Raw genomic sequence first — 26,899 nt, forward strand, 5'->3', positions numbered from 1 at the left:
TGAAGGAGTCAATTCATATGATTGTCACCGCACAATTTTGATAATTGTGTTGATTGTGCCCTAAGGAGTTTTGAAAATGAGTGCAATAGAGTCAATCTCCGCCGTCCATTGCCCCGCACCTGCTGGCAAGGCCGCGCCGCGATCAACATTCGTGCAAAAGGTCTTGGGCTGGATGCTGACAGCGAGAAGCCGCGGACATCTGGCAGAGCTCACCGATGCGCAACTGAAGGACATTGGTCTGACGCCGGCTGAAGTTCGTAAAGAGGTGGAAAAGCCGTTCTGGCAAGGGCCGCGGTTTCGCTAGGAGAAATGCCCTTGTATCGGATGGAATGAAGCTCAGACCCGTCTTCGGAAGGTTTCCGGAAGTTTTCCTCATGCCAATTAGGTGTGGCAGCCTAAGTACCTGACTGGCACACTTCCGGATTGGCAGGCGCCCGTTTCCCCCGGGCGCCTGCAATCAGTCAGACTGCGCCGGTGTATTCACCGCGGGCCGGGTAATCGTTTTTCTTCACGAAATCCAACGCCCCGAGCATTTCCTGGAAATGCGGGCGGACGAACGGCATGGTCTGGACGGACGCAAAGTAGAGGCTTCCGTCCGACTTGATCAGGAACACACCTGGCTCGGAGAACAATTCCGGCTCCTCGATGCCGATGGACGTCTTACCGCGTCCTGTCGAAATATAGAGGCCCCAGTCCTTTGCCACGTTAAGCGGCAAATCATATCCAAAGCGAAGATCCTCATGACCGACCTTCTCGGCCATTTGTTGCGCGCGGTCTTCCGTGTCGGACGAAATCGCGATTGCCTCAACGCCCCGTTCCTTCAGTTGGGGCAGGAGACGGCCGAGTTCTTTCAGATACGTGGCGCAGATCGGGCAATGAAGGCCGCGGTAAAACACGACGAGTGTTGCAAATTCCGCGGTGCTTGCGGTCAAATCAAAGGTGCCGGAGGACAGCGTTTCAACCGTTAGTGCTGGGACTTTTTGTCTTGGAGTGAGCATGCCATTTCCTTTTTCAGCGCATCTGCGCAGTTCTTGACGAAAGATTTGGCTAGCATATCGAACGATATCGGCGTAAATGTACAAAAATAATAACATTGAGTACGGAAATGCAGAGCCCTTACCGCACGAATTTCAACGGCCGGCTGGATCGACTGTCTTCTCTGATTGACCGCTTGCGGGTCCATGTCAGCGACAACGGCTCAAGTGGTCCGGATGTAGAGTGCGCGACTTTATGGATTTGCAAGGACCCGGCTCAGGATCTCCGGCTGATTTTGAACCCAGCTAACAAGAGAGTTTCGAGTGGACTGGACAAGGTGCGGCCACGAGCCGACGAAAGTGTGCTGGTTTCCACCCAAATTGAAATCTCTGGTGTAGGCAAACGGCTTTTCACAGCCCTTCCTGTGTGCCTGTCTATCGATCTTGCCGAAGACCCGAGCCTGTCTTCTGTTGTCATGCCGCTGATCGAAGAAGTCATGCGACCGCGCTGTGGCGGGCAAGCAGTCTTTCAACGTCTCTGCGAAGTTGTGGTCATACGGCTGCTTCGCCATGCCCTCGAAGGCGAAAGAGTCGACACCGGATTGTTGAACGGACTGTCCGATTCGCGGGTTGCGCAGGCACTGGTCGCAATTCATGAGGCGCCGGGTGAAAATTGGACCTTGGAAAGGTTGGCAGAGGTTGCTGGGATGTCCAGGACCCAATTCGCGGTGACGTTCAAGGATCTGATCGGCTCTACGCCGATGATGTATTTGTCGAATTGGCGTTTAGACATTGCGCGGGACGAACTTGCGGCCGGCCGGCAGGTCAAATCTGTAGCCAATATGTGCGGATTTTCCAGTGCCGCGTCATTTTCTCGCGCCTTCGCAAAACGTTATGGTGCGCCGCCGAGGCGTGTCCGGCAAATCAGCTGAATTTTGCGTGTTATTTCAATGTGATTATTCTTCATAAGTATTAATTGCATTGTAATAAGTTATGCAATTACAGATTGTATTCATGTTAACGAATTTACTGCAACCTCCAGTCCGTCCTAACTGGAGAAGCAATCATGACGTTACGTAGTCTTGCAGTCGCTGGTGCAGTTTTTGTTGCGGCGGCGATCCCGGCATCCGCCAATCAATTTGAATCGGAGCTCAAAGCCCTGTCGGTTGGCAAAATAGCCGATATTTCTAGTTCTCAAGAAGTGATCGCTGCGATCAAAAGTCAAAATGAGCGCACTGCCACATATGATCAATCCAAAATCGATGAACTGGATAAAACCTGGCGTGCTGAGGCCGAATCCAACGACCAGCCCATGATCGATGATGTGCTTGGCAATGACTTGTCTGGATACCTGATGGATATCCAGGACGGCAGCGGCGGGTTGTTTACCGAGATCTTTGTGATGGATGCAAAGGGTCTCAATGTTGGTCAAAGCGATGTCACCTCGGACTATTGGCAAGGAGACGAAGCCAAATGGAAAGAGACCTTTGGCAAGGGTCCCAACTCCGTCCTAATCGGCGAGCTGGAACAAGATGACTCAACTCAACAGTTGCAAAGCCAAGTCAGTGTCACGGTCGCAGACCCCGACACCGGTGAACCGATTGGGGCAGTGACCTTCGGTGTCAACATCGAACAGCTCTAAGCCAGAACAGCGCTCAGACATTTAACACACACTTTGCCGACCGGAACAAAAGAGGCAAACCATGAAAATTTCCAAGACATTGCCGGCTATCATTGTTGGACTTGGGCTCATTTGCTCTGTTGCGGTCGGCTTTGCCAGTTTCTTATCAGGCAGCAGCCTTATCGGAACATTGACTGAAGACCGCCTGACTGCTCTTGCGCAAAGCCATCGGGCAGCGCTGCAAAGTCAGATTGAGACCTATGCAGGGTCCTTACGCTCCATGGTGGAAAGTCAGCTGGTTCGAGCATCTCTCGCCGATTTTCAATCGGGTTGGAAAAAGGCTGGCGATGGTGCCGCTGATAGGATGCGGAAAATTTATGTGACAGACAATCCGCACCCAGCGGATCAAAGGGACGAGCTGGTGCGCGCGGGCCGCAAACCTTATGATCGCTCGCACAAAAGCTTTCATCCGCTTCTGCGCCGCTATGCCAGCGAAAATGGGTATGGAGATCTTTTGCTGATTTCACCCGATGGCAAAGTGGTTTATTCGCTGAAGAAACGAGCTGATTTTGCAGCGGATCTCAAGTCGCCAAAGTGGTCGAGTACGGTTCTGGCCCGTGCCTTTGAAAAGGCTATGGCGGGAGAAGCAGGGTCGGTCCACATGCTGGATCTAGAAGCCTACGCGCCAAATGACGGCGAACCTGCCGGGATATTGGCCGTTCCCGTCTCAATTGGCCGGAAAACCATTGGCGTTCTGGCCGTACACGCGCCCACTGGGAAACTTTCAGATACGCTGGCGACCTATGCCGGATTGGGCAAAACGGGAAATGTCCACTGGGTGAATGCCGACGGTGTCAGTCAGAATGATAGTGCACGTACGCCGCAAAAAAGCGAACTCCTGGACACTTCTTTTAGCCGGTCCGATGTCACGCGGCATATGGCAGCCGATAGCAAGTATCTGGGATTAGATGATGTAAACGGTAGATCCGTTTCAGCCGCCATTGCGCCGTTTGAATCCCTTGGCAATGCCTATGCTGTGATCGTGACCCAGGACACAGATGAGGTTCAAGCGCCTCTGCGGGCTCTGCAACGAAACCTGGTTCTGATTGCTGCACTCATTGCATTGTTTGCCGGGCTTGTTGGATTCTTTTACTCCAAAAGCCTCACCCGCCGGATCAACCGCCTCGCGGATGCAATGCAGCGGCTCGCAGATGGCGCGATAGATGTTGTCCTGCCAAAGGATAATGGCAAGGATGAAATCGATGACATGACCCGCACGGTTGAGTACTTCCGTGAAAGTGTGAAGCGGCGCGAAGAGTTGGAGGAAGAAGAGGTTCAAGAGCGGTCCCGCGAGCGGATGCGCCAGAGCATCGTTGCAAAATCGATCACCGAATTCAGAGACCTGATCGAAGGCGTGGTGGCCAAAGTGACTATCAAAACGGACGCTATGATCAAAAGCGCCAGCAAGATGAACACAATTGCCGAAGGTGCCTTTGATCGTGCCAATGAAGCCAATCAGGCAACGGAACAATCGTCTCAGAGCGTCCAGACCGTCGCGTCGGCGGCCCAAGAGCTGACAGCGTCTATCAGCGAGATTCTTGAGCAAACAACGCGTGCTGGCGATGTGATCGGGGAAGCGACAGACGTTGCTACCCAAACAGATACACAAGTGACAGGCCTGGCGAGCGCTGCGGAAAAAATTGGGGCTGTCGTTGGAATGATCCGCGAAATTGCCGCGCAAACCAATCTCCTGGCCCTGAATGCCACAATTGAGGCTGCAAGGGCCGGAGAAGCCGGACGCGGGTTTGCGGTTGTGGCCTCTGAAGTCAAGGCGCTGTCTGAGCAGACAGCAAATGCAACTGAGGAGATTGAAGCGCAGATTTCCGGTGTTCAAAACCTGACCAACGATACACTGGAATCCATCCGCCAGATCGTTTCGTCGATTTCCAATGTGCAGACCATGGCCGACTCCATCACACAGTCGGTTGGTGACCAGCGCCAGGCGACCGAAGAAATCACCAAAAGCATCACTGTCGCTGCCAACGGAACACAGAAGGCAATGGAAAATGTCGAACTGACCTCCGGAGCGATTTCTTCCACAGTCGAAGAGGCTGGATCCGTGAATGCCACAAGTGGTGAGGTTAAAAACATCTCAAGCGATCTGTTCGAAGCTGTCGAAGATTTCCTTCAAGCCATGAACCAGGATGTTCGTGACAGGCGGACGGCCTTGCGGAAGAAGGTTGCCGGTGAGGCGATCGACCTCATTGCAAACGGGCAAACGTTCCAGGTGTCTTTACGGGACGAAACTGACGGCGGTTTGGGCGTCGAGTCGGTTGATGGCTTAGCTCAAGGAATGGAAGTGTTTGTTTGCCGCCGGGGTATGGCGGAAACACGCGGCCGGGTGGCATGGGTTTCTGAAAAGGGCGCCGGTATCGAATTGCTGGCAGCTGAGAAGAGTTTGCCCATCGCAAGTTGACAAACTCATAGGCCCCGACCGCTTGGTGGTCGGGACCGGTGAAGTAGTGCTTGGAAATCTAAAGCACAAAACAGCTATAAAGCCGCATAACGCTGTCCCATTGCAGCGAAATCTAAGCGGCGCTGACTTCGTTGAGAAAGGCGTCGATCCGGTCATTGACCTGCTTGTTGATCGTGCTGATTTCGCGGGACGCGTCTCGGATTTTTCCCGCTGATTGCATGGTGTCGGAGGCTGTTTCCCGCAAACTGGATACATTGGCCGCCATTTGCTGTGTCCGCTCTGCGGCGGACCCGACATTCTGGCTGATTTCATTGGTTGCGGCCGTTTGTTCCTCAATGGCCCCGACGATCGCAACGGTGCTTTCCTGAACGTCGGTGATTATGCCGGTAATCTGCGACATGGCTGCGACGGTTGTTTGGCTGGACGACTGAATGGCCTTGATCTGGCTGGAGATTTCGTCGGTCGCTTTTGCGGTCTGATTGGCGAGCGATTTGACCTCGCTGGCGACAACCGAGAAGCCGCGGCCATGTTCGCCGGCCCGGGCAGCTTCGATTGTTGCGTTAAGGGCGAGCAAATTAGTCTGCTCAGCGATCGCCTGGATCAGAACGATGATCTCGTCGATCTTGGTTGCCGCGTCAGCGAGCTGGTCGACATCTTCGTTTGTCGCACTGGCGCTGATGCTGACTTTTTCGATCTGAAGTGAGGTCTGGGTTACTTGCTCAGAGATTTCTCCAATAGCGCCACTCAGCTGCTGGGTCGCTCCAGCGACCGCTTGAACATTTTCCGATGCAAGCTCTGAAGCTTCGTTGGCATTACTGGCCTCATGTGAATTCCGTTCGCTGGTGTCGACCAGACCTCCGGCCAGCACATGAGCGTCGTCGATCGTTTTTTCAGCCGATGAAAGCATCGCTACGATATCGTGTTTGAAAGCTGCAATCGTCTGATCGATTTCGCTCTGGCGGGTGGCCTTGGCCTCGTTTTCCTTCTCTGCGTCGTTTTCCAAGCGCCGGCGATCCAGCGCATTGTCCCGGAATACAACGAGCGCACGTGCCAACTCACCAATTTCTGTATTGGTTTCGGTCTGCGGGATCTCATGGTCCAAATTGCCAGCCGCCAGCTGTCCTGTCGCACCGGTAATGTCAGAGAGGTTCCTGGACACGCTTAAAACAATCAGAAATCCGGCTCCGATTTGAGTCAACAATGTCAGGATGACTGCGCCAAAAATGAGAGTAGCTGCCGAGTCGCGAGTGTCATTAAGAGCAGCTTGAATATCTGTTGCCGATTTCTGGGTTGTCTTCAACTGGGCCAATAAAGCGTTGTCGAGACCGGAGTACGAGCTGTTCAATGTCTCCTGGGCTACCGCCAACTTACCTTCTGCCGTTCCCAGGTTATCCAGGCGGGTGGACAGCTCCTGGAGCAAGCTCGTCATACTGTCAGTGAAATCACTATCCAGATCCGGTTCTTCCAGAAGGGATTGGAGATCACCGATCCGTCTCTCTGCAACTTGAAGATGGCTGTTGTCTTCGCCGGAGATGATTTTGACGATATCCCGTTGAAGGGTTTCAAACGATAATGCGACCTGGAACACGGCAGGCTGATCGTCAAACTCCAGCTCTTCATAAATCCGCGCTGCGATCTTTGCAGAAGTGTTGCTGGCATCAACTGTATAGCCCGTTGGCGTATTGATTCCTTGCTGCCCACCTTCGGCAACGACAACAGATTGCCGGTCACGATATCCAAGAAGCGCGAGGGTTTCTCTGTATTGATCCAAGGCGCCGCTATAGCTGGCAAAAGATTGGGTCAGAACTGCATCGGTTTTTTGGCTTGAAAGAAAATCCGTGACTGCCGTAAGTGTTGCTTCTACTGCGGGAAGTGCAGCCGCTTTGCGTTCGGCCCGCAGGTTTTGTTCAGCTACCTTGAGAGCAAGGATTTTGCGATTAAGGACGGAGAGTTTCTCGTAGTCCTCTTGCGCAACTTCAAAGTCTTCAGATGCCTTTGTGATTGAACTGTCCGAAACATATTGGGCAACCCCAATGACGGACAAACCAAAGACGGCACTAAAAGCCAGAGCGGCGACCCGGTTGCGAAGGGAAATCCGGTCGAAGAAAGTCAGATTGCTCATGTTTCTGGCCTCAAAATACGAGGGAACTAGAGAATTCTGACAATATCTAAGCGGCGTTATCCTGAAGAAAGGCTTAACACATAGAAAAAATTATATATTTGCATGAATTCGAAAGTGTTTGAAATCAGCCGATTACATCACTTACTTGCGATCACCGAGCGTCTTTTCCAGCGCATAGAATTCGTCATTGATGTCATCGACTTTGCGCGCCAGAAGGGCCTGAGCGTCTTTCAAGCCGAGATTGTAAAAAGCCGCGCCGAGGTTTGTAGACAGATAATCGATCAGGAACTCAGTGTCCATATTGCCGATTTCAAGTTCCAGCTCATCATCGAAGTAACGTTGGATTTGCGCGACAAGGCGGGTCCGGGTTTCTTTGTCGAGAGATTGATCTGCCATACCCGCCTCCAATGTCCGGTTTAGGCCGCTTGATCCAAGAGACTCTCAAACAGCAGACGGCCATCCAGGCCACCGTGCAGCGGTTCAACCAGATTTTCCGGATGTGGCATCATACCGAGCACATTGCCCTTCGCGTTCATGACGCCGGCAATGTCGTTGATTGAACCGTTCGGATTGGTGCCCTCAGCATAGCGGAAGATCACCTGGCCATTATCTTCAACCGACTTCAGAGTTTCAGCGTCGGCGAAATAGTTTCCGTCGTGGTGGGCCACCGGGCAGCGCCAGACCTGACCTTTTTCAAACTTGCCCGAGAAGCGGGTCGCGCTGTTGACGGTTTCCAGCATGACTTCCTTGCAGACAAAATGCAGGTCGGCATTGCGCATCAATGCACCCGGCAAAAGGCCAGCTTCGGTCAGGATCTGAAATCCGTTGCACACGCCTAGAACGGACACGCCGCTCTCGGCCTTGGCGACCAGATCCTTCAGAATCGGTGAGCGGGCGGCAATCGCACCGGAGCGCAGATAGTCGCCGTAAGAAAAGCCGCCTGGAACCACAACAAGATCAGCATCTGGGAGCGTGGTTTCGGTGTGCCAAACGCCAACAGGGCGGGTGCCGGTGATGAGTTCCAGGGCATGGAACATGTCACGGTCGCGGTTGGAGCCTGGGAAAACGATGACGGCGGTTTTCATGGGGCAAAATCCGATGGTTCAGAGCAAGACAAAAACGGCAATGAGAGCGGCAAGGGCTGGAACAAGGATGAAGACCGCTACCTTGAGGCCCAGAAAGACAATAGCTTTCTTTGCGTCGTCATCCATGGGGTGTCCCGCTTCAGGCGATCTCGATTGCGTAGTTTTCGATGACGGTGTTGGCGAGCAGTTTTTCGCACATCTGCTCAAGTTCGGCTTTGGCCGCATCCGTGTCGGAGCCGGTCAATTCAACATCGAAGACCTTGCCCTGGCGGACCGAGTCAACGTCACCGAAACCGAGACCTCCAAGAGCGCCTTCAATGGCTTTTCCCTGAGGATCGAGAACACCGTTTTTCAAGGTGACGATCACACGCGCTTTCATGATTTTTGTTCTCCATCGGCATCTGGCAGGGGCTGTTGCGCGCTCCATACACCAGCTGAACCGGTTCGCAAAGGCAAAGACGGCATAAGACTAAGAAAAACCCCCGCCGATTTTCAAAGGGCAGGGGCGTTTCGTCTTTATTTTACCAAGGTGGGGCCGGATCCGACCGGCCGTTCGTTTTGGGTCATCAGACCTAGACGCTTGGCGACTTCCTGGTAAGCTTCCAGCATTCCGCCCATTTCACGGCGGAAGCGGTCTTTGTCCATTTTTTCGTTGGTTTCAATATCCCACAAACGGCAGCTGTCCGGGGAAATCTCGTCGGCAACAACGATGCGCATCAGGTCGCCTTCAAACAGACGGCCGCATTCGATCTTGAAGTCAACGAGGCGGATGCCGACGCCCAGGAACAGGCCGGACAAGAAGTCGTTGACGCGGATGGCCAGCGCCATCATGTCGTCAAGTTCCTGCGGTGTAGCCCAGCCAAAAGCGGTGATATGCTCTTCCGAAACCATCGGATCGTCGAGTTCGTCGTTCTTATAGTAGAACTCGATGATCGAGCGGGGCAGCTGCGTACCTTCTTCCAGGCCGAGCCGTTTGGCGATGGAACCTGCGGCCACATTGCGCACAACAACTTCCAGCGGAATGATTTCCACTTCCCGGATCAGCTGTTCCCGCATGTTCATCCGGCGGATGAAGTGAGTCGGGATCCCGATCGCGTTCAGATGGTTGAAGATGTATTCGGAAATACGGTTGTTGAGCACGCCCTTGCCGTCAACAATCTCGTGTTTCTTGTTGTTGAAGGCGGTCGCGTCGTCCTTGAAGTGCTGAACCAGAGTTCCCGGTTCAGGGCCTTCATAAAGAATCTTCGCTTTACCTTCATAAATGCGCCGGCGGCGGTTCATGGGCTTTTCCGTCTCGTTTTTGAGAGAAACCTTACGATGGAGACCTGCGCCTATATGTCTCGTTCTGCCAGGAAATTAAGCTTCGACCGGCAGTCGGTCAAAAGGCAGCAATTCCTCGATTGCGGCGCGGAACTTACCCGAACCAAGCCAAAAGCACAATCTTATGTTTTGCGTGTTTTTTAGGGGAATGTCATGCTTTTGGCCAATCGGTGACGCTAGTGCGTTGATTTGCGTCCCGCTGGGGGATATTGAAGGAGCCAAATGATCCCCATATAGGGGATGTGCAGCGCAGTTCAGGAGACGTAAAAGCATGAGCACATTCGACAAGCGCGAGCAGGGATTTGAAAGCAAATTCGCGCATGACGAGGAGCTGCGGTTCAAAGCGACCGCACGGCGCAACAAGCTGCTGGGGCTGTGGGCTGCAGAGCTGTTGGGACATGAAGGCGACAAGGCAGAAGAATATGCCAAGGAAGTTGTCCGTGCCGATTTCGAAGAGCCGGGCGACGAAGATGTCTTCCGCAAGATCCGTGAAGACTTCGATACCAACAACATTGATCAATCCGACCATCAGATTCGACGCACCATGGACGAATTGATGGCAACGGCCGTGGACCAGCTCCAGGAAGAAGGCTGATCCACAGTCAGCCTTATACGAGCGAACAAGCCAAGCGCCCGCCGGATCCGGCGGGCGTTTTTGTTTTATCGGCCTATGCGAACACATCTGCCGCAAATACGTCTTGCGGCCATAAGTGCGAGCCGCTTTGATGCCATCGGAATCGGAGGAGGTCGAACGTGACTGAAAATGCAGTGCTTGCCGACAAATTGCGGTCGGGAAAACCCGTCATCACGGGATGGTCCATGCTTGCGGCGCCGGTGATTGCGGAACTGATGGCCCGCAGCGGCTATGAAGCGGTGACACTCGATCTGCAGCACGGCATGCATGATTTTCAATCGGCGTGCGATGGCTTTTCGGCACTTGCGCTGGGTGGAGCTCATAGGATTGCCCGAATCCCGGTAGGTGACAACGCATTGGCGAGCCGGTTGGCAGATGTGGGCGCAGAATGTTTGATTGCGCCGATGATCAACTCCAGGAAAGATGCGGAAGCCTTTGTCGGAGCAGTCAAATATCCACCTGTTGGCGAACGTAGCTGGGCACCGTACCGGGCCATTGCTTTAAACAAGCAGACGACGGATGAGTATCTTACGACCGCAAACACCCGTACACTTGCGTTTGCGATGATCGAGACGCGAGAGGCTGTAGAGAACCTGGCAGAGATATTGTCGGTGCCAGGTTTGGATGGCGTTTTTGTGGGTCCGAGCGATTTGTCACTGGCCTTATCGAACGGAGCCAAGCTCGATCCCAATGGAGATGAGACCGCCCGAGTATGTGGTGGGATCGCCGCAAAAACCCGAGCCGCAGGCAAAATCGCAGGGATCTTTTGTCTTGGTGCTGCCAAGGTAGAAGAGGCCGTTGGTCAAGGGTACCGCCTGATGTCTCATGGAACGGATATCACATTGTTTGATCACGCGGCCCGATTGGCTTTGAGGGAAGTGTCACCGATTTCACAGAGGCCGTCGGGTCCAGCTGCAGGTTACTGACCGGAGTCGATAAAGTCCGTTGTTATCTCCCAATAAGGACGTCTGGGCCCATAAACCTCTGTAAAAAAGTCAATAAACACCCGCACTTTCTTGGGCGTTAGAGTCCGGCTGCCGTGGACCGCATAAACCGCTTTTTCCGGCATTTCATATCCTTTCAGGACTTGAACCAGTGTGCCATTGGCAAGGTAAGGCGCTGCCACGAAGGTGGCCACGCGGGCAACGCCGAGCCCAAGGGCGGCTGCCTCGCATATCGCTTCACCATTGTTGATCTGGTAGTTGCCAGAAACTCCAATTTCCTCGCTACCGAGCTCAGATTTAAAATACCATTTGTCCCGGTTGTCCGAATAGGAATAGAGCAGGCAGTTATGGTCCAGGAGATCGGCCGGTACCTTTATATTAGGATGATTTTTTAGATAGTCTGGTGCTGCGCAGATCATACCGGAAAGCGGTGCCAATTTACGGCAGATCAGGCTTGAATCCGGTAAATCCCCAGCTTGAAAAGCCAGGTCACAACCCAGATCGTGTGGATTAACCTTGCGGTCATCCAGGATGAGATCGATGGTCAGTTCTGGATAGAGCTTAAACAGGCCCGGCAAATGCTTTGCCACATGCAACCGGCCGAAGGCCATTGGCACCAGAACCTTCAAATGGCCGCGAACCACAGAGCTGTGGCGCTGGGCAAGTGTTTCGGCTTCTTGAAGCTCGGCAAGGGCAGGGATGATTTTGGCTAGGTAATTCTGGCCGGCCTCCGTTAATCGCAGGTGCCGGGTGGTGCGCTCTATGAGACGGACGGATAGGCGGGCTTCAAGACCGCTGATCCGGCGGCTGATTGCCGATTTTGAAAGCCCGAGTACAACAGCGGCCTTTGAGAAACTGCCAGCTTCCGCAACCGCAGCAAACACTTCGGCATCGATGTAGCGATCCATTTTTGTTGATCCAAATGCAACAATTAGTTTCTGGTAGCCGATATTGTTGCGCTTGTCTGCAGGAAATATGTGATGAGAGACACGCATTTCGTTTTCAATCGGGATACCTCTCCATGACAATCATCAGCGCCACACCATTGCCGCATCGGGCCAACCGCCGAGGGCTTGCCATGGCGCTCACGATCCTGGTTGGCGGGATCGTTGGCGGTAACTTCGCTCTCGCCAAATATGCGGTTCTTATGGGAGCTTCGCCATTTGCCCTGTTCTTTTGGCAGGTGTCCGGAGCCGCGGTGCTATTGCTTGGCGTGGTTCTGGTGCGCGGTCTGAACCAGTTCAATGGCCAGATGAGCCTTGCGCATTTGCGCTACTATTTTTTTGGTGGCCTGCTTGGGATCAGTATTCCCCAAGTGCTGGGATATATGGCGTTACGGGAAGTTCCGGCGGGACTGTTCACGATGGCCGTGACCGTGTCGCCGTTGTTCACATTTCTTGCCGCATCTGCCTATGAGCGCAGGTTTTTGCCACTTTACCGGGTCTGTGGTCTTCTGATCGGTTTGTCAGGTGTTCTCATTGCGACCTATTCAGGACTTGAAACCAATAGAATATCCGGCATGTCGCTGTTGCTGCTCGGGTTGGTCCCCGTGTTTTTGGCGCTGACGAACGTTTTCCGGGATAAAGCCTTTCCAGATGGCGGTGACCCTACGATTCTTGCAACGGGAACCCTTGTGTCGCAGGTGCTGTTGCTGTGGCCGTTTGCTCTTGGAATGGATGATTTTCGACAATCTATGCCAGTGATCGTGGAATTGTGGCCACATGTGATGGGACTGATGATGATCACGGCTCTTAGTTATATTCTGACATTTGAGCTCTACCGGCACACAGACGGCGTCGGTTTCAGCCAGGTTGGATACTTTGTAATCCTGTCAGGTGTGGCGGCCGGCGCATTGGTTTTTGGCGAAGAAATCTCAATCTTTTTTGCGATCTCAATCCTGTTGCTTTTTTTGGGTGTAGCAATCGGGAATGGTTCGCTCAGGACGACAAACAAAGTGAGAAAGTCCGCCGGTTGATTACCGGCGGACTTCAAATTCGCAAAAGAGCCGGATTATCCGAGTTTTTTCATAAAGTGGGCAAAGGACATCAGACCTTCCGGCCAGGGGCCATGTCCGCTCTCCAGATTAATATGGCCGGCTTCACCGGCGTCTTGGAAGGTTGTCCCCCAAGCTTTGGCGAAACCTTGAGCGCGCTCGTAATCACAGTAAGGATCGTTCCGGCTGGCGACCACATGGGCTGTGAACGGCAGCGGATGGGCCGGGATCGGCTTGAAGTCACCGCCATCAAACTCTTTCACGAGGCCTTCGCGGTCCCAATCGGACGGTGCGACCAAATAGGCTCCTTGGATTTTACCCTTTAGCGCATGTGCTGCGTGAGCAACCAGAATGCAGCCCAGGGAATGGGCAACGAGGACGACCGGACGTTTGCAAGCCTCGACGTCCTTGACCAGAGTTTCGAGCCATTCCTTTTTTGTGGGTTGGTGAAGCTCGTTTTGTTTGACCACGCGTGCTGTCGCCATTTTATCTTGCCAACGCAAAAGCCAATGTCCGGGTAACGTTTTGCCGTGACCCGGGATGAGCAGGATATCGGTTTCCGAGATTTTCAAAATAGGGTCCTCAAGCGCATGGCTGCCGTTTTTCGCTGCGTGTAATCATACTTCTGGCATAAGGTCCAGCCGAAACGCAGGCTGGCGTTCGGGTATGTAACGTTAGACTTCTTTACCTGTAGTCCAGTCGAGGAAACGAGGTATTCAGATCACATTCACTTGAGATTGCGGCATCTTTGTCGAGTTTGTTTTCCATTGTGAGTAATTTATTCAGCTCTTTCGTGCCTTTTTACCCTGTTGAATTTCGGGATGAGGAAAGACCATGACAGGGGCTGTCGTTTTCGGGGGGGCGGGATTTATCGGGTCTCACTTGCTTCGTACTCTGAAAGGGTCCGGCCAATATGATGAGCTGGTGTGTGTTGATCTGGTTTCGCCTGCAGATCCGATTGACGGAGTCGATTATAAGATTGCCGACGTCCGTCAGCCGCTGTCTGCGGATTTGTGCCAATCTCCCGATGAAATCTACAATTTGGCGGCTGTGCACCGTACACCGGGTCATGAGACACACGAGTATTATGAGACCAACATTGCCGGTGCCACGCATATTTGCGAATTTGCTCGGGCAAAACAGGCGAAGAAAATCATCTTCACCAGTTCGATAGCCGTTTACGGTCCGGACGAGGCACCTAAAGAAGAAACGACAGCGCCCGCGCCACAATCGGCCTACGGATGGTCAAAACTGCTTGCCGAACAAATCCAGCAGAGCTGGCAGCAGGAGGGCCCTGACCGAAAGCTGGTGATTGTCCGTCCAGCGGTCGTCTTCGGGGCAGGGGAGAAAGGCAATTTTACAAGGCTTGCGGGTGCCCTGAAAAAGGGCTTCTTCCTTTATCCTGGCCGCAAGGACACGATCAAGGCTTGCGGCTATGTCGGTGAATTGATCCGCACCATGAAATTCATGCTGGAGCAAGACGAGGGCCAGTCACTCTATAATTTTTGTTATGCCAAACCCTACACCATCGAAGAGATTTGCCAGAGCTTTGGGCGCGTTGGTGGCCTTTCCCAGCCAAAAGGCGTTGTTCCACTTCCGCTGATGAAGCTTGCCAGCCTGCCGTTTGAGGTTCTTAATGCGCTGGGCTTCAAGAATGGGATCAATCGAGCCCGGATCCAGAAGCTGGTCGTCTCCACCAATATTGTGCCGGCCAAGCTGGTCGCGTCCGGTTATGCCTATGAGACCGATCTGGACAGTGCTCTTGAGGATTGGAGTAAAACTTCATTGATTTCCGGCAGATTTGCCTGACCGGACTAATCATGCTCTCTGTCACGTCGGGTGGAGGAGCCTAATTAACTCAAAAAAGAACCCCGCCTCAAACGAGCGGGGTATTTAGAACGGCAAGGCGCCCTAGGCAGACACCTTGCGTAGACCGGTGCCTGTGGTCAGACGTTAATCTGACCGTACCGAAGAGCCTCGACTACCGTGTGAGTTTTGTTCGAGGCGTTCAGCTTGACGCTGGCATTCTGCAGGTGCGCGTGGACAGTCCTTTGGGAAATGTCCAAAACGTCTGCAATTTCACCAGCAGTTTTGCCATATGCAGTCAACTCTAGAACCTTGCGCTCGCGGGTCGACAAAGCCCCGGGGCGTTGCCCGGACACGACACCAAGTTCACGCAGGCGGGAGAATGCAGAGGCAGAAAGAGCTTCCAGATTGGCAAGATCATATTTGCTGACTTGAAGCGACGGGCCGCTTGCAAAGACAAAAGCCTGGAACGGATAAAGTTCAGTTACCGGCACCACAACTATCTGGCTGCCTTCGCCAGCAGATGCCATGAGATCGGAATGCTCCATGTCCCCAGCTGTGATTGTCCAGATCCGTGCTCGGTTTGATCCAAGGCCCAGCATCAATGCGCTGTCGTTTGCCGACAACGACGTGCTTTCAATTCCATCATTGCGTTGATCAGGCCACCGGAAGCGCTGGACCAAATTGTCGATCGGACGATTTGGCATCGGCAACCCGGTAATAAGAATATGCGTTGCTCCCATGCGGCGGAGATTGGATTCCAAAATATCCAATACATGGTGAGCGGCATTGGCCTCTGAGATTGCTCTCAGTTTGTTCTTCAATTCGGTTTGATCAAGCATTGTGCACATCCTTCACGGCATTTATGCCGTATTTTGGGACTGCCACAGACACACTGTAGGCAATCCTTGATGGGTTAACTCGCGTTTGGTGTGGGTATTCAGTCACCCCAGCCAAACCCGACTTGCTGCGCATTTATTTGCGGGATCGTTTGTTGTTCTTCCGTGGGCAGAACTTCCCATGCGTCAGCAACTTCAAGCTACAATACAATTGATGAACGTACCAATAGGTAAAATGCCCTTAGTTGACTTTTTGTGCCATTTTGTTTGCTTTTCCCCCAGGTAATCAGGTGTGTTTACGAAAAGGGGAGTAAGGTAAGGTTGTGTTTCTATTTTATATATATTGTTAAATTTAACAATAAACTGTCCAATTAACCTCTAATTAATAATGCCAGGGAATCGGCGTTTCTGTCGAACTTGATACTTGATGAAAATGACAGTGCCCGCGAATGGCAGGCGACCAAACGTTGGCTTACCCTTTGTGCTGAGTTGCTTTCGCCTTTCCGCGCGGACTAAAAGAGCGAGCAAGGGAGACTGTATCCATGGCACTTAGTTTTTCTGGACCTGAGAGTTTTTTTGCTGCTGACGAAGAGGCCTGGTGGTCTGCTGTCGACAAGGCTCTGAAAGGAGCAGCGCGCGAAAAACTCACGTCGAAAACAGACGACGGTCTGGCGATCGCCCCACTTTATTCAAATAGAACAGACGTTTCAGCCCGGTCCTTACGCCCGCAGCGCGGCGATTGGATTGTTTCGCAGCGCATCGATTTGGCTGACCTGGCCGAAGCGAATGCTCAAATTCTTGAAGACCTAAATGGTGGTGCCAGCGGCCTTGACCTTGTTTTGGATGGCACGGGTACCGCAGCTGGTCGCGGCATCCGGGTTAGCAGTGCAGATGACTTTGCCGCGCTTTACAAAGGTGTCCAGCCGGACTTGATCGAAACGCGGCTGGATGCAGGCGCGCAATCTTTTCAAGTTTTGAACTTGTTCTTCGATTACCTGAAAGCTCAGAAAGTCGATCCGGCAAACGTTCATGTAACCGTGTCGTTCGATCCGAATGTGGATAAAGACAATGGTGACGTTCTTATCGCTGTTAAGGAGATCGCCGCTCGATGTATTGCCGAAGGCAGTCCGGCCCGGTTCCTGCCTGCTGATGGGCCGATCTGGCACAATGCCGGTGCAAGCCAAGCTCAAGAGCTGGCGTTGGTTCTTGCCTCCGCTGTAGCCCATCTCCGTTCCCTGGAAACCACTGACCTGGATCCAGAATCCTGGACCGACCGGATTTCCCTGACCCTGGTTGCGGATGCCGATCAGTTCGGCACCATCGCTAAAGCGCGGGCGATGCGTAAGTTGTGGGCTTCCGTTCTCAAAGGGGCTGGTTTGCCGCAAAGGCCAGCGAACCTTCATATGACGACATCGCGGCGTATGCTGACCCGCCGGGATCCATGGGTGAACCTATTGCGCAACACGGTAGCGTCCTTTGCGGCCGGGATTGGTGGAGCAGATGGCGTCTGTGTTCTACCGCATACCTTTGCCGTTGGGGTGCCGGATGCCTTTGCCCGGCGACTTGCCCGCAACACTCAAGCGATGCTTTTGGAAGAAAGCAACTTGGCCAAAGTCATGGATCCTGCTGCCGGGTCCGGCGCCATTGAAGCACGAACAGAACAACTGTGCGCAGCGGCTTGGACGCTGTTTCAGGAAATCGAAGCCGTTGGAGGATTGCAGACAGCTTCGCAAAACGGTCTGATTGATCAGCGGATTTCCGAGACAAAAGCAAAGCTGGAAAAAGACATCGCCCGCCGCAAGCGTCCGGTGACCGGTGTAAGCGAGTTCCCCGATTTAGGCGAGAAACCGGTGTCGGTTCTTTCTGCTGCAGTGGATACGGATGGTGCATGGCGCTATGCGGAGTCCTTTGAAGCTCTTCGCAATGCTGCGGATGCCCATGAGAATGCGACAGGCGCTGCGCCGTCCATCTTCCTTGCAAGTCTCGGCTCTCTGGCCCAGTTCACTGCGCGGGCGACTTGGATTGCCAATGCTTTTGCTGCCGGCGGTTTGAAAGCCACAGACGCGGCTGTTTATGGTTCTGTTGAGGAGATGACCGCCGCGTTCAAGGACAGCGGCGCGGCATTGGCCTGTATCGTTTCATCAGATGCTGTCTATGAGGCAGAGGCCGAAGCTGTTGCAAAGGCGTTGACCGCTGCCGGAGCAAAACATCTCTATCTTGCCGGGAAACCGGGTGGCCAGGAAGAAGCCTACCGGGCGGCCGGCGTCGGCACATTCGTATATGCCGGCTGTGATATATTGGAGCTTCTGAGGGATGCGCACGGCCAACTGGGGCTGGCCAGCGTAGAGGCGGCAAGTGATCAGGAGGGCCGGGCATGAGCAAGGTTCCAAACTATTCAAACATTCCGTTTGACGATGCCCTCGAGGCCGCCAACGCGGGAGATGAAACCAAATGGACAACGCCGGAAGGCATTGATGTTGCCCCGGTTTATGGTGCGGACGATGTTGCTGACCTGAAGCACATTGGCACTTGGCCGGGCCTACCGCCGTTCATGCGCGGACCTTACCCGACCATGTATGTCCAGCAGCCCTGGACGGTCCGTCAATATGCGGGTTTCTCAACGGCTGAGGATTCCAATGCCTTTTACCGCCGTAACCTTGCAGCCGGTCAGAAAGGCCTTTCGGTCGCTTTCGACCTCGCCACGCACCGGGGCTATGACAGCGATCACCCGCGCGTTTCCGGTGACGTCGGCATGGCCGGTGTGGCCATCGATTCCATCTATGACATGCGCACGCTCTTTTCCGGCATTCCGCTGGACAAAATGAGTGTGTCCATGACCATGAACGGCGCGGTTTTGCCGGTGCTGGCGCTTTACATTGTGGCTGCGGAAGAGCAGGGCGTTGCGCAGAAGGATCTGTCTGGAACCATTCAGAATGACATTCTGAAGGAGTTCATGGTCCGCAACACCTACATCTACCCGCCGAAGTCGTCGATGAAGATCATCTCCGATATCTTCGCCTACACTTCGCAGAACATGCCGCGGTTTAACTCGATCTCGATTTCCGGCTATCACATGCAGGAAGCAGGTGCGACCGCAGACCTGGAACTGGCCTACACCATTGCCGACGGCATTGAATACGCGCGCGCTGGTGTCGCTGCGGGCATGGACATCGACCAATTCGCGCCGCGCCTGTCGTTCTTCTGGGCGATTGGCATGAACTTCTTCATGGAGGTCGCCAAGCTGCGGGCAGCGCGCCTGATTTGGGCGACTTTGATGGAAGAAAACTTCCAGCCGAAGAACCCGAAATCTTTGTCCCTCAGAACACACTCCCAGACTTCCGGCTGGTCCCTGACGGCGCAGGATGTTTTCAACAATGTGATCCGGACATGTGTTGAAGCCATGGCGGCAACGCAGGGCCATACACAGTCGCTGCACACCAACGCGCTCGATGAAGCGCTGGCGCTGCCGACGGACTTTTCCGCACGCATTGCCCGCAACACCCAGCTATTCCTGCAGCAGGAAAGCGGCACCACCCAAGTGATTGATCCTTGGGGAGGCTCTTACTACGTCGAGAAGCTCACCGCAGACCTTGCTGAGAAGGCCATGGCGCATATCCGTGAAGTGGAAGAGCTCGGCGGTATGGCCAAGGCCATTGAAAAGGGCATACCGAAACTTCGCATCGAAGAAGCGGCGGCAAAGACCCAGGCACGCATCGACAGCGGGGCGCAGACGGTGGTTGGCGTCAACAAGTATAAGCCGGAGAGCGAAAAGGCGATCGACGTTCTGAAGGTCGACAACGCGACGGTGCGCGCGGCTCAGATCGACAAATTGAAGCGCTTGCGCGAAGAGCGCAACGAAGCGGACACGCAGGCAGCCCTCGATGCGCTCACCAAATGCGCTGAAACCGGCGACGGCAATCTGCTCGATCTCTCCGTCAAGGCAGCGCGTGCCATGGCAACGGTCGGTGAAATCTCCTTTGCGATGGAAAAGGTCTTTGACCGCCACAAGGCGGAGATCAAGTCGATTTCCGGTGTTTACAAGCGGGAGGCTGGTACCATGTCCGGCACCATGGAAAAGGTTCAAGGTCTCGTTGAAGGCTTTGAAGACAATGACGGCCGCCGTCCACGGATCTTGGTGGCCAAGATGGGCCAGGATGGTCATGACCGCGGCCAGAAGGTGATTGCCTCCGCCTTTGCCGATCTTGGTTTTGACGTTGATATCGGCCCGCTGTTCCAGACACCGGAAGAGGCGGCCCGTCAGGCCGTGGAAAACGACGTTCATGTCGTTGGCGTGTCGTCGCTGGCAGCCGGCCATTTGACCTTGGTTCCAGCCCTCAAAAAAGCGCTTGCCGATGAGGGCCGGGAAGACATTATGATCGTGGTGGGCGGTGTCGTACCGCCGCAGGATTATGATGAGCTCTATAAGTCCGGTGCCGCTGCCATCTTCCCACCAGGAACCGTAATTGCGGAAGCAGCTGTCGGGTTGATTGAAAAGCTGAATACGCAGCTTGGCTACGGACCAGCCCAAGCGGCGGAATAAACAATAGAAATTCGATGAAATTGGTAGCCGGCTGCGGGAAACCGTTGCCGGTTTTTCTTTTATGGGCCTGCTTGCCGCAGACTTAAGCGGACCGGTTTTTCCAGATAAGCAATGCTCAGATTCGCACCAGACCGCCAGCGGACTTTGGCAAGGCTGACAGTTGCCTGTTTGGTGTCCGCAACATAGAGCGTTGCGGGCAAATCCGCGTCAGCGTCTGGGATGACGATACCCACACCGCCGTTTTTGAGGTCGTAGAGCGTGCAGTCGCAAATGTCGGTTTTATCGACGGATATCAGGCGGCCATGCCGGAGACGTGTGCGGGTGGCTGGCGCCAAACGGTCGGCGTCGTAGTCCAAGAATGATGCCGCATACATAATAAGGGGGCTCCAGAAAGACCTTTGCACAGGAATGCTGGAGCATGTGTATTGCGTAAAAATTACGATGGTATTTCACGCATATTTCAAAGTTTCGAATAAATTGATGAAAATTGATTCTTGGTCAGCCTTCATTGCTGTCAGATGGCTGATAAATCAGAATATCGCCTGGTTGGCAGTCCAGGACTTCACAGATCTTTTCGAGCGTTTCGAAGCGCACACCCTTCACCTTGCCTGATTTGAGCAAGGATACATTCTGTTCGGTAATTCCAATTCGTTCGGCCAACTCCTTTGACCGCATCTTCCGGCGGGCCAGCATGACATCGAGTTCAATGATTATTGGCATCTGGTTTCGCTTATGACGGTCTGACGTCAGACAAATTGTTTGTTTTCTTCGGCGATGTTGGCCGCCTCGCGCATGATCCATCCGAACAGAATCATGATCACTCCGAAGATAATAAAGAACAATTCGGCGCCTTCGATCTCAATTGCTATTTGTCGTTCACCTACCGGGTAATCGAGGGTCAAAAGAACAGAGCCAATCATGTCGCTGACGATGTCGTAGATCGCAAAGGCAACCAGCCACCAGCCGAGTGACAACATGCGCGACAGGGCGATCGGCGAAAAGAAGTCGGACTGAGAAAAGCTAACAAACAGCTGACGGATTTGCCAAAGCGCAACCATAAGCGTGGCGATGGCCACCGATATCATCACGGAAAGTCCAAGCCGCTGCCAGAACGGGATATCCGTAATTGGTCTCTCGACCTCTCCAAAGTCGACGGTTTCAGCGCCAATTTCCTGCATTGTCTGGCTGAATTCACTCCCGTCATTGTTCGTCATTCCGGCAAATTCCGGGGCAAAAAACATGCCTCCGACCAAGACAGCGATGATGACAAGCAGGCCGATAAGGACGGTAATAAACCATTTCATAACACCGGAAACCCGCCGGATACGGTTCAGTCTTTTCTGGCGTTCCATGTTGTCTGCACCGCTGTGCATATCAGCATCTCCGTCTCGTAGCTTGAGTGACGCTAGCTACATACGGGCTAACTTTCAAAAACACAAATCCAAAATAATGCTATTGACAAAATAATTATTGCAGGCATTTTTTAAATTATCGTATTACAATAATTTTTGATTGTTGTGATGTGGATTCAGTTTGATAATGAAGAGAGACCTCCGATGGTAAGTTCCTTTACCAATTGCGATTTTTCGATTGTGGCGGATGACGGCCCCAAAACGTTGTTGTTCCGCCGGTCCCGGACTTCAAGGGCTCTTAGTGGCCATTGGCTGCTCCGGCCATTTGTCTTGTGTGCGGTTCTTTTGTTCTTGATTGCAGGGGCACGGGCGGCCGATATGCCGTCAATGGATGACACAGGTTTTGTCCCGGTTTTAGAGACCGGGTCGCTGTGGGCCGGGCCTTATCTCGGCTTTGAAGCTGGTGGGTCACAAACCGTGACCGAGGTGAAAGCCGGCGGGCAAAAGAAAGACTATTCCCGTTTCGATGCCGCATTTGGCGTGTTTGGTGGCTACAACTGGGAAGTCTCACGTGTGATCTTGGGTGTTGAAGGCGCTGCCACCTACATCGGCGACCGGAAAAAGGGCCACCATCCGGTTCTTGGAACCATCGAGACGGGATCGAAATGGGCAGTTAGCACCAAGGCGCGGGTCGGTTTGCCGATCAACAACTTCATGCCGTATCTGAGCGTGGGATTGGCGGCCACAGATCATAGTTTGAAGGCCAATGGCCAGACGAAGAACTCAGTCAACATCGCTCCGGTCTTTGGTGCAGGCCTTGAGGTTGCATTGCGTGACAAGTGGCGGCTACGCGCTGACTATACGCTCAGTGGGATCACCGACAGCAAAGATCGGTATAACGGTGTGGAAGCCAGGCGAACCGCCGCCAACCACCGTTTGATGCTCGGCATTTCGCGGGGTTTTTAGATCCATTGATAGCGGTTTGAAAAGGACGGCACTCCTTGTCGAGTGCCGTCCTTTCTTTTGAGTTATGGGAGATAGCCTTCTATCCATATACCAGGTTCGGCAACCACGTGATGATGCCTGGAAACAGCATACATAGAACCAGGCCAACGATTTGCAGCGCTAGAAAAGGCAGCGCGGATTTGAAAATATCCGTCATCGGGATTTCGGGTGGGGCGACGCCGCGCAGATAAAAGAGCGCATAGCCAAAGGGCGGCGACAGAAAGCTCATCTGCATGTTGACCAGGTAAAGCACGCCGAACCACAGAACGAGATCGTCCGGGTTGTCGAGCCCAAAAGCGGCAGCGCCAAGTGCCTTGATGATCGGAACGAAGATCGGCACGCACAGCAGCAGGATTCCGACCCAGTCCAGGAACATGCCAAGGACCACTAGTACCACCTGCATGATGATCAAGATGCCCCACGGACCAAGCCCTGTTGCTTCCAATGCGCCTTGCACGAACTGTTGGCCGCCTTCCAGGACGTATAGCCCCACAAAAATCGTTGCGCCAAACATGATCCAGATGACCATGGCCGAGGCCTTGAGTGTGGTCAGGGAGGCTTCGCGCAGTGTTTGCCAATCCAGGTTCCGGTGAATAGCCGCCACGATGATGGCGCCGAAGGTGCCAATGCCGGCCGCTTCCACAGGGGTTGCGACACCGGTGAAGATCACGCCGAGGACGATCACGATCAGAGCAATCGGCGCGGACATGTTGGACAGAAGGCGTACCTTTTCCTGAAACGGAATGCGTTCGTCTTCGGGGATCGGAGGACCTTTCTGCGGGCTGACCGTGCAAGATACCACCACATAGAGAATATACATGCCGGACAGCAGCAGCCCCGGGATGACGGCGCCAATAAAGAGTTCCCCGACCGATTGTTCGGCAACAACAGCGTATATGATTGCCAGAATAGATGGCGGGATCAGGATGCCGAGTGTGCCCCCGGCCATGATCGAGCCCATGGCAATCTTCGGGTCGTAGTGGCGTTTCAGCATGGCAGGCAGGGCGATAATGCCCATGGTAACAACAGCTGCGCCAATGACGCCGACCATGGCTGCCAGCACTGTCGACGCAATAATCGTAGCTGCTGCCAATCCGCCGCGCACACCGCCGAGCACCTTGTAGATGACATCAAACATGTCGTTGATAATGCCGGCCCGTTCCAGCATTGACGCCATGAAGATGAACAGTGGAATGGCCGAGAGCTGGTAGTTGGTCATCAAGGGAAAGATGCGGGATGGCACAATGTTGAGCGCCCGCTCATCGCCAAGGACGAATAGAAAAACACAAGCCAGGCCACCCGTTACAAACGCGAGCGGCAAGCCGGCCATGAGAAGGACCAGCAAGGATCCGAACATAATGAGTGTGAGCCACTCGATACCGATTTCAAGTCCCATCGATCAAGCTCCACGCACCAGAACGCGGATATCCCGCGCGAATTTCGATATCCCCTGCAGCACCAGAAGCAGGCCGCCAATCACCATGACCCACTTCATCGGCCATAGAGGCACTTCCCACTCGTTGAAGCTGATTTCACCCCAGCGGATGTTTGTGTCCGTCCATTGCAGGAGATCCCAATTGGTCAGCATCTCGCCAGTTGTGATTTGACCGCGTGCCCAATCGGACAGGAGGCCGTTGCCAGAAGGCACCGCGATCGCATCAAAGGCAAAAATCCAGGAGGTGACCAGCAATGTGCCGGCAAAAATGAAGAAGAAAACGGAGGTCAGAAGGTCGACGAGTGCCTTGCGGCGCGGCGACAGCGGGGCATAAAAAATATCAACCCGGACATGGGATTCCGTCAGCATCGCATAGGAGCCGGCAATCAGATATTGCATGCCGAACATCAGGTACATGGCTTCGTGGGCCCAGTTGGTCGGGCTGCCGAAGACATAGCGGCTCATGACCTCGAAATAATAAACGATGACGGCAATCACGGCCCAATAGCTGACGAACTCGCCGCAAAAGAGTGATAGGCGGTCAATCCGGCCGGTCCAACCGCGCGATACATAACTGGAATCGTCCTTGCGTTCGGCGTCTTCCAATTCTTTCAGTTTTAGCTCGGTTTCGCTGAGCGGCCGTTCCGGTGGCAGGTTTGCGTTGGCCTTGCGCACCAGGCCGGGCAGTAGGACCGCGTCGACCGCCATCGCGGCAAGGATCAGCCAGAAGGCGTATTTGGCAAAGTTCCGCCAGAATGTCAGATCAGATTCGGCAGTTTCCATCGCCGGTCGGGCGGTTTGGAGGTCTGCTTTTGCCTCTTCGATGCGCTCACGGCCTTGTTCTATCCGTTTTTGGGCTCGTTTCACGTCCCGGTCGGCGCGGCGTTTGTCCAAGCTTCCCGCTTCCGCGTCTGCCTGTTTCTGGAGTAGGCCGGGAAGGTCAGCTTCGGCTGTTTCGACCCTTGGTGTTTCGCGATCCAATGTGCGTTCGGCCTGCCGGACTGCATTTGACATATCCGAAACCGCTGAACGGGCTGTCTGTCCTTCAGAATTCGCATAAAGAATGCAGATGAAAATTGGGATGTAGATCAGGCCAACCAAGCTTTTCAGATAGAGCCGATGCAGGCCCAAAATCCCACCAGTTATCAGGATGAAATAGCCAAGAAACAGCGAATAGGTGCGCTCTGTGGGTTTGGGCCGTTTGGCGAGTGCTGCGGCGACCAGCGGAAACAGGATCAAACCAAGCCAATAGGCCCAGTGCGGCAACGTAAAGTCTATTTGAGGCATGCCTCTACCTTCCCGTGGGCAGGTCGCCCAAGAACAATCGGCGCGGGCCCGCACAGAAACCTGGGCAGGCCCGGTCTATTTGCAGTGGCGAAGCTCTAAAGCTTGAGTTCCATGCCTTCGATGAGGTCGGGCGTGACATAACCAAGCGATCCGGACATCATGTAATCGAGCTGGATCTTAAAGATCCGGGCGCTGTCCTTGTCACGGTTGGCGTAGCTGAACCAGATCGGCACGGCGATCTCAGTCATCAATTCCACATCGTCCTGGCTGAGGCGGGTGATTTCGGTGCCATCGGCTTCGAATTTCGCCCATGCGTCCTGGTCAGCTTTCTGGATCGATGCATGGTGCAGGTCGGAATAGACGTGGGTTTCCATTTCGACAAACTGCTGCATTTGCGGGCTGAGTTTGTCCCAGGATTCCATGCCGACCGTGATGTCCATTAGGTCAACTGGCTGATACAGCGACATGAAGCCAGGAGGGCCCATGGAGATATAGTCAGTGACCTGGCTGAAGCCGAGGGCGTAATTGACGGCTGGTCCAACATAGTCGGCTACGTCGATGGTGCCTTTTTCCAAAGCCGGGAAGATTTCGGAGCCTGGGAGCACCGTTGTTTCCGCACCAATCTCTGTGAAGACTTCTGCGACCATGCCTCCAGGAAGGCGCATTTTCCGGCCACGGAAATCATCTATGGAGCGGATCGGAACCTTGGAGTGGATGATGTTTGGGCCATGGTGCACGGGACCGACGAATTTCATGCCCTGTGCCGCATAAAGCTCGCGGGCAATATCCAGGCCGCCAAGGGTGTAATAGAACACATCCCATTCATGCGGATTGCGAAGACCTAGCGGATAACTGGTCAGGAATGTTGCGGCGGGGATGATACCCTGCGCGTAAATGGTGAAGGGGTTCACCGCGTCCAGAACGCCGTTTTTCACGGCGTCATAGAGCTGGAAATCCCCAACAACGTCATTGGCGCCGAACGGCTGGAAGGCCAATTCTCCGCCTGTTTTTTCAACGATGGTACCGCACCAGTCCTTGAAGATCTGAAGGCCGGCACCGCCGGGCCAAGAAGTCTGGATCTTCCAGGTGGTGGTATTTCCCTGCGCGGTGGCAATGTGCGGAGCGGCAAGTGTCGCTGCTCCAGCAGCACCTGCGCCTGCGAGACCTTTCAGGGCCTGTCTGCGTGTTGTAAGCTGAGTCATCATTTCCTCCCAATCGCATCAGGAGACCTTTGACCGTGCCAAAACCAGACCCCAGTCTGGTGTACTTGCTTCTGCCGTCAACAGCGGAGTGTGTTTTTGTGTTTATTTGCCCGATACTTGAGGGTTGGAGAAGTGGTTGCGGTCCAATTCCGTCTCCCTGCGGACAAAATGATAATTCACTTTTTACCTATGGCAAAATTTCAGGGTATAGAAACATTTGTTCCGAAATGGAAAAAATATCGATAAATCTGGAGATCTCTTCAG

The 26,899-nt window shown here is 53.8% G+C and carries 27 protein-coding genes; 11 read left to right on the forward strand and 16 right to left on the reverse strand.

All coding sequences use genetic code 11. The annotated features are described in order from the left end of the window. Positions 1-76 precede the first annotated feature (76 nt). Positions 77-304 carry a DUF1127 domain-containing protein gene (locus tag ACOOFE_RS08650; protein ID WP_141186059.1) on the forward strand — a complete coding sequence of 76 codons (228 nt, stop codon included), beginning with the start codon at positions 77-79 and terminating at the stop codon, positions 302-304. 157 nt (positions 305-461) lie between these two features. On the opposite strand, the gene ACOOFE_RS08655 is transcribed toward ACOOFE_RS08650, so the two are convergent. Next, a complete protein-coding gene (locus tag ACOOFE_RS08655) occupies positions 462-998 on the reverse strand; it encodes a peroxiredoxin-like family protein (RefSeq protein ID WP_420414589.1) in 537 nt (178 codons plus the stop codon). A gap of 107 nt (positions 999-1,105) precedes the next feature. Between ACOOFE_RS08655 and ACOOFE_RS08660 the strand changes: the two genes are divergently transcribed. The 3 genes from ACOOFE_RS08660 (at position 1,106) to ACOOFE_RS08670 (ending at position 5,071) form a co-directional block, all read left to right on the forward strand. Then, entirely contained in the window at positions 1,106-1,906 is an 801-nt protein-coding gene (locus ACOOFE_RS08660; RefSeq protein WP_420414590.1) for a helix-turn-helix domain-containing protein, read from the forward strand. A 134-nt stretch (positions 1,907-2,040) separates the two neighbouring features. Continuing rightward, positions 2,041-2,616, forward strand: a complete 576-nt coding sequence (locus tag ACOOFE_RS08665) for a hypothetical protein (RefSeq protein ID WP_420414591.1) — start codon at positions 2,041-2,043, stop codon at positions 2,614-2,616. Positions 2,617-2,677: 61 nt separating this feature from the next. Then, on the forward strand, positions 2,678-5,071 hold the full coding sequence (locus tag ACOOFE_RS08670) for a methyl-accepting chemotaxis protein (RefSeq protein ID WP_420414592.1): 2,394 nt from the start codon (positions 2,678-2,680) through the stop codon (positions 5,069-5,071). Positions 5,072-5,183: 112 nt separating this feature from the next. On the opposite strand, the gene ACOOFE_RS08675 is transcribed toward ACOOFE_RS08670, so the two are convergent. The 6 genes from ACOOFE_RS08675 to purC all read right to left on the reverse strand — a co-directional run bounded on the left by ACOOFE_RS08675 (position 5,184) and on the right by purC (position 9,559). Continuing rightward, positions 5,184-7,193 carry a methyl-accepting chemotaxis protein gene (locus tag ACOOFE_RS08675; protein ID WP_420414593.1) on the reverse strand — a complete coding sequence of 670 codons (2,010 nt, stop codon included), beginning with the start codon at positions 7,191-7,193 and terminating at the stop codon, positions 5,184-5,186. Positions 7,194-7,334: 141 nt separating this feature from the next. Beyond that, positions 7,335-7,589, reverse strand: coding sequence for a DUF2164 domain-containing protein (locus tag ACOOFE_RS08680; RefSeq protein WP_420414594.1), 255 nt, complete (start codon positions 7,587-7,589; stop codon positions 7,335-7,337). 20 nt (positions 7,590-7,609) lie between these two features. Further along, positions 7,610-8,278: a phosphoribosylformylglycinamidine synthase subunit PurQ gene (gene purQ, locus ACOOFE_RS08685; RefSeq protein ID WP_420414595.1), complete on the reverse strand. Its 669-nt coding sequence runs from the start codon at positions 8,276-8,278 to the stop codon at positions 7,610-7,612. An 18-nt stretch (positions 8,279-8,296) separates the two neighbouring features. Further along, entirely contained in the window at positions 8,297-8,404 is a 108-nt protein-coding gene (locus ACOOFE_RS08690) for a phosphoribosylformylglycinamidine synthase-associated small membrane protein (RefSeq protein ID WP_420414596.1), read from the reverse strand. A 13-nt stretch (positions 8,405-8,417) separates the two neighbouring features. Next, entirely contained in the window at positions 8,418-8,657 is a 240-nt protein-coding gene (gene purS / locus ACOOFE_RS08695; protein ID WP_141186068.1) for a phosphoribosylformylglycinamidine synthase subunit PurS, read from the reverse strand. A 137-nt stretch (positions 8,658-8,794) separates the two neighbouring features. Next, entirely contained in the window at positions 8,795-9,559 is a 765-nt protein-coding gene (purC, locus tag ACOOFE_RS08700) for a phosphoribosylaminoimidazolesuccinocarboxamide synthase (RefSeq protein WP_420414597.1), read from the reverse strand. Positions 9,560-9,869: 310 nt separating this feature from the next. Here purC and ACOOFE_RS08705 point away from each other — a divergent pair, with 310 nt between their 5' ends. Further along, positions 9,870-10,193: a DUF1476 domain-containing protein gene (locus ACOOFE_RS08705; protein WP_420414598.1), complete on the forward strand. Its 324-nt coding sequence runs from the start codon at positions 9,870-9,872 to the stop codon at positions 10,191-10,193. 158 nt (positions 10,194-10,351) lie between these two features. Next, a complete protein-coding gene (locus ACOOFE_RS08710) occupies positions 10,352-11,158 on the forward strand; it encodes an HpcH/HpaI aldolase family protein (protein WP_420414599.1) in 807 nt (268 codons plus the stop codon). On the opposite strand, the gene ACOOFE_RS08715 is transcribed toward ACOOFE_RS08710, so the two are convergent. Next, positions 11,152-12,084, reverse strand: coding sequence for a LysR family transcriptional regulator (locus ACOOFE_RS08715; RefSeq protein WP_420414600.1), 933 nt, complete (start codon positions 12,082-12,084; stop codon positions 11,152-11,154). The genes ACOOFE_RS08710 and ACOOFE_RS08715 overlap by 7 nt on opposite strands. Before the next feature lie 113 nt (positions 12,085-12,197). On the opposite strand from ACOOFE_RS08715, the gene ACOOFE_RS08720 reads away from it, so the two are divergent. Further along, on the forward strand, positions 12,198-13,151 hold the full coding sequence (locus tag ACOOFE_RS08720) for a DMT family transporter (protein WP_420414601.1): 954 nt from the start codon (positions 12,198-12,200) through the stop codon (positions 13,149-13,151). Between the two features lie 35 nt (positions 13,152-13,186). Here the strand turns inward: ACOOFE_RS08720 and ACOOFE_RS08725 are convergent, their stop codons facing one another. Then, a complete protein-coding gene (locus tag ACOOFE_RS08725) occupies positions 13,187-13,741 on the reverse strand; it encodes an RBBP9/YdeN family alpha/beta hydrolase (RefSeq protein ID WP_420414602.1) in 555 nt (184 codons plus the stop codon). Between the two features lie 262 nt (positions 13,742-14,003). On the opposite strand from ACOOFE_RS08725, the gene ACOOFE_RS08730 reads away from it, so the two are divergent. Beyond that, positions 14,004-14,978 carry an NAD-dependent epimerase/dehydratase family protein gene (locus ACOOFE_RS08730; protein WP_420414603.1) on the forward strand — a complete coding sequence of 325 codons (975 nt, stop codon included), beginning with the start codon at positions 14,004-14,006 and terminating at the stop codon, positions 14,976-14,978. Positions 14,979-15,115: 137 nt separating this feature from the next. Here the strand turns inward: ACOOFE_RS08730 and ACOOFE_RS08735 are convergent, their stop codons facing one another. Next, entirely contained in the window at positions 15,116-15,817 is a 702-nt protein-coding gene (locus tag ACOOFE_RS08735) for a helix-turn-helix domain-containing protein (protein WP_141186075.1), read from the reverse strand. Positions 15,818-16,356: 539 nt separating this feature from the next. Between ACOOFE_RS08735 and ACOOFE_RS08740 the strand changes: the two genes are divergently transcribed. Further along, positions 16,357-18,192: a methylmalonyl-CoA mutase family protein gene (locus ACOOFE_RS08740; protein ID WP_420414604.1), complete on the forward strand. Its 1,836-nt coding sequence runs from the start codon at positions 16,357-16,359 to the stop codon at positions 18,190-18,192. Beyond that, positions 18,189-20,354, forward strand: a complete 2,166-nt coding sequence (gene scpA / locus ACOOFE_RS08745) for a methylmalonyl-CoA mutase (RefSeq protein ID WP_420414605.1) — start codon at positions 18,189-18,191, stop codon at positions 20,352-20,354. The genes ACOOFE_RS08740 and scpA overlap by 4 nt, the downstream gene beginning before the upstream one ends. 59 nt (positions 20,355-20,413) lie before the next feature. Here the strand turns inward: scpA and ACOOFE_RS08750 are convergent, their stop codons facing one another. The 3 genes from ACOOFE_RS08750 to ACOOFE_RS08760 all read right to left on the reverse strand — a co-directional run bounded on the left by ACOOFE_RS08750 (position 20,414) and on the right by ACOOFE_RS08760 (position 21,727). Further along, entirely contained in the window at positions 20,414-20,728 is a 315-nt protein-coding gene (locus ACOOFE_RS08750) for a hypothetical protein (RefSeq protein ID WP_420414606.1), read from the reverse strand. Between the two features lie 124 nt (positions 20,729-20,852). Continuing rightward, complete coding sequence (locus ACOOFE_RS08755) at positions 20,853-21,074, reverse strand: helix-turn-helix domain-containing protein (RefSeq protein WP_420414607.1); 222 nt, start codon at positions 21,072-21,074, stop codon at positions 20,853-20,855. Between the two features lie 26 nt (positions 21,075-21,100). Then, a complete protein-coding gene (locus ACOOFE_RS08760; protein ID WP_420414608.1) occupies positions 21,101-21,727 on the reverse strand; it encodes a DUF2975 domain-containing protein in 627 nt (208 codons plus the stop codon). 183 nt (positions 21,728-21,910) lie between these two features. On the opposite strand from ACOOFE_RS08760, the gene ACOOFE_RS08765 reads away from it, so the two are divergent. Next, positions 21,911-22,672 carry an outer membrane protein gene (locus ACOOFE_RS08765; protein WP_420414609.1) on the forward strand — a complete coding sequence of 254 codons (762 nt, stop codon included), beginning with the start codon at positions 21,911-21,913 and terminating at the stop codon, positions 22,670-22,672. Between the two features lie 79 nt (positions 22,673-22,751). Here the strand turns inward: ACOOFE_RS08765 and ACOOFE_RS08770 are convergent, their stop codons facing one another. From ACOOFE_RS08770 to dctP, 3 genes are all read right to left on the reverse strand, one after another. Further along, the gene (locus ACOOFE_RS08770; protein ID WP_420414610.1) at positions 22,752-24,107 is read right to left on the reverse strand and encodes a TRAP transporter large permease; all 1,356 of its coding nucleotides are present in this window, start codon (positions 24,105-24,107) and stop codon (positions 22,752-22,754) included. 3 nt (positions 24,108-24,110) lie between these two features. Continuing rightward, a complete protein-coding gene (locus ACOOFE_RS08775) occupies positions 24,111-25,433 on the reverse strand; it encodes a TRAP transporter small permease subunit (RefSeq protein ID WP_420414611.1) in 1,323 nt (440 codons plus the stop codon). A gap of 95 nt (positions 25,434-25,528) precedes the next feature. Then, positions 25,529-26,635 (reverse strand): TRAP transporter substrate-binding protein DctP, encoded by a 1,107-nt coding sequence (dctP, locus tag ACOOFE_RS08780; RefSeq protein ID WP_420414612.1) that lies wholly within the window; start codon positions 26,633-26,635, stop codon positions 25,529-25,531. Positions 26,636-26,899: the final 264 nt, after the last annotated feature.

The sequence above is a fragment of the Roseibium sp. genome (assembly GCF_965216085.1).
Lineage (GTDB): Bacteria > Pseudomonadota > Alphaproteobacteria > Rhizobiales > Stappiaceae > Roseibium.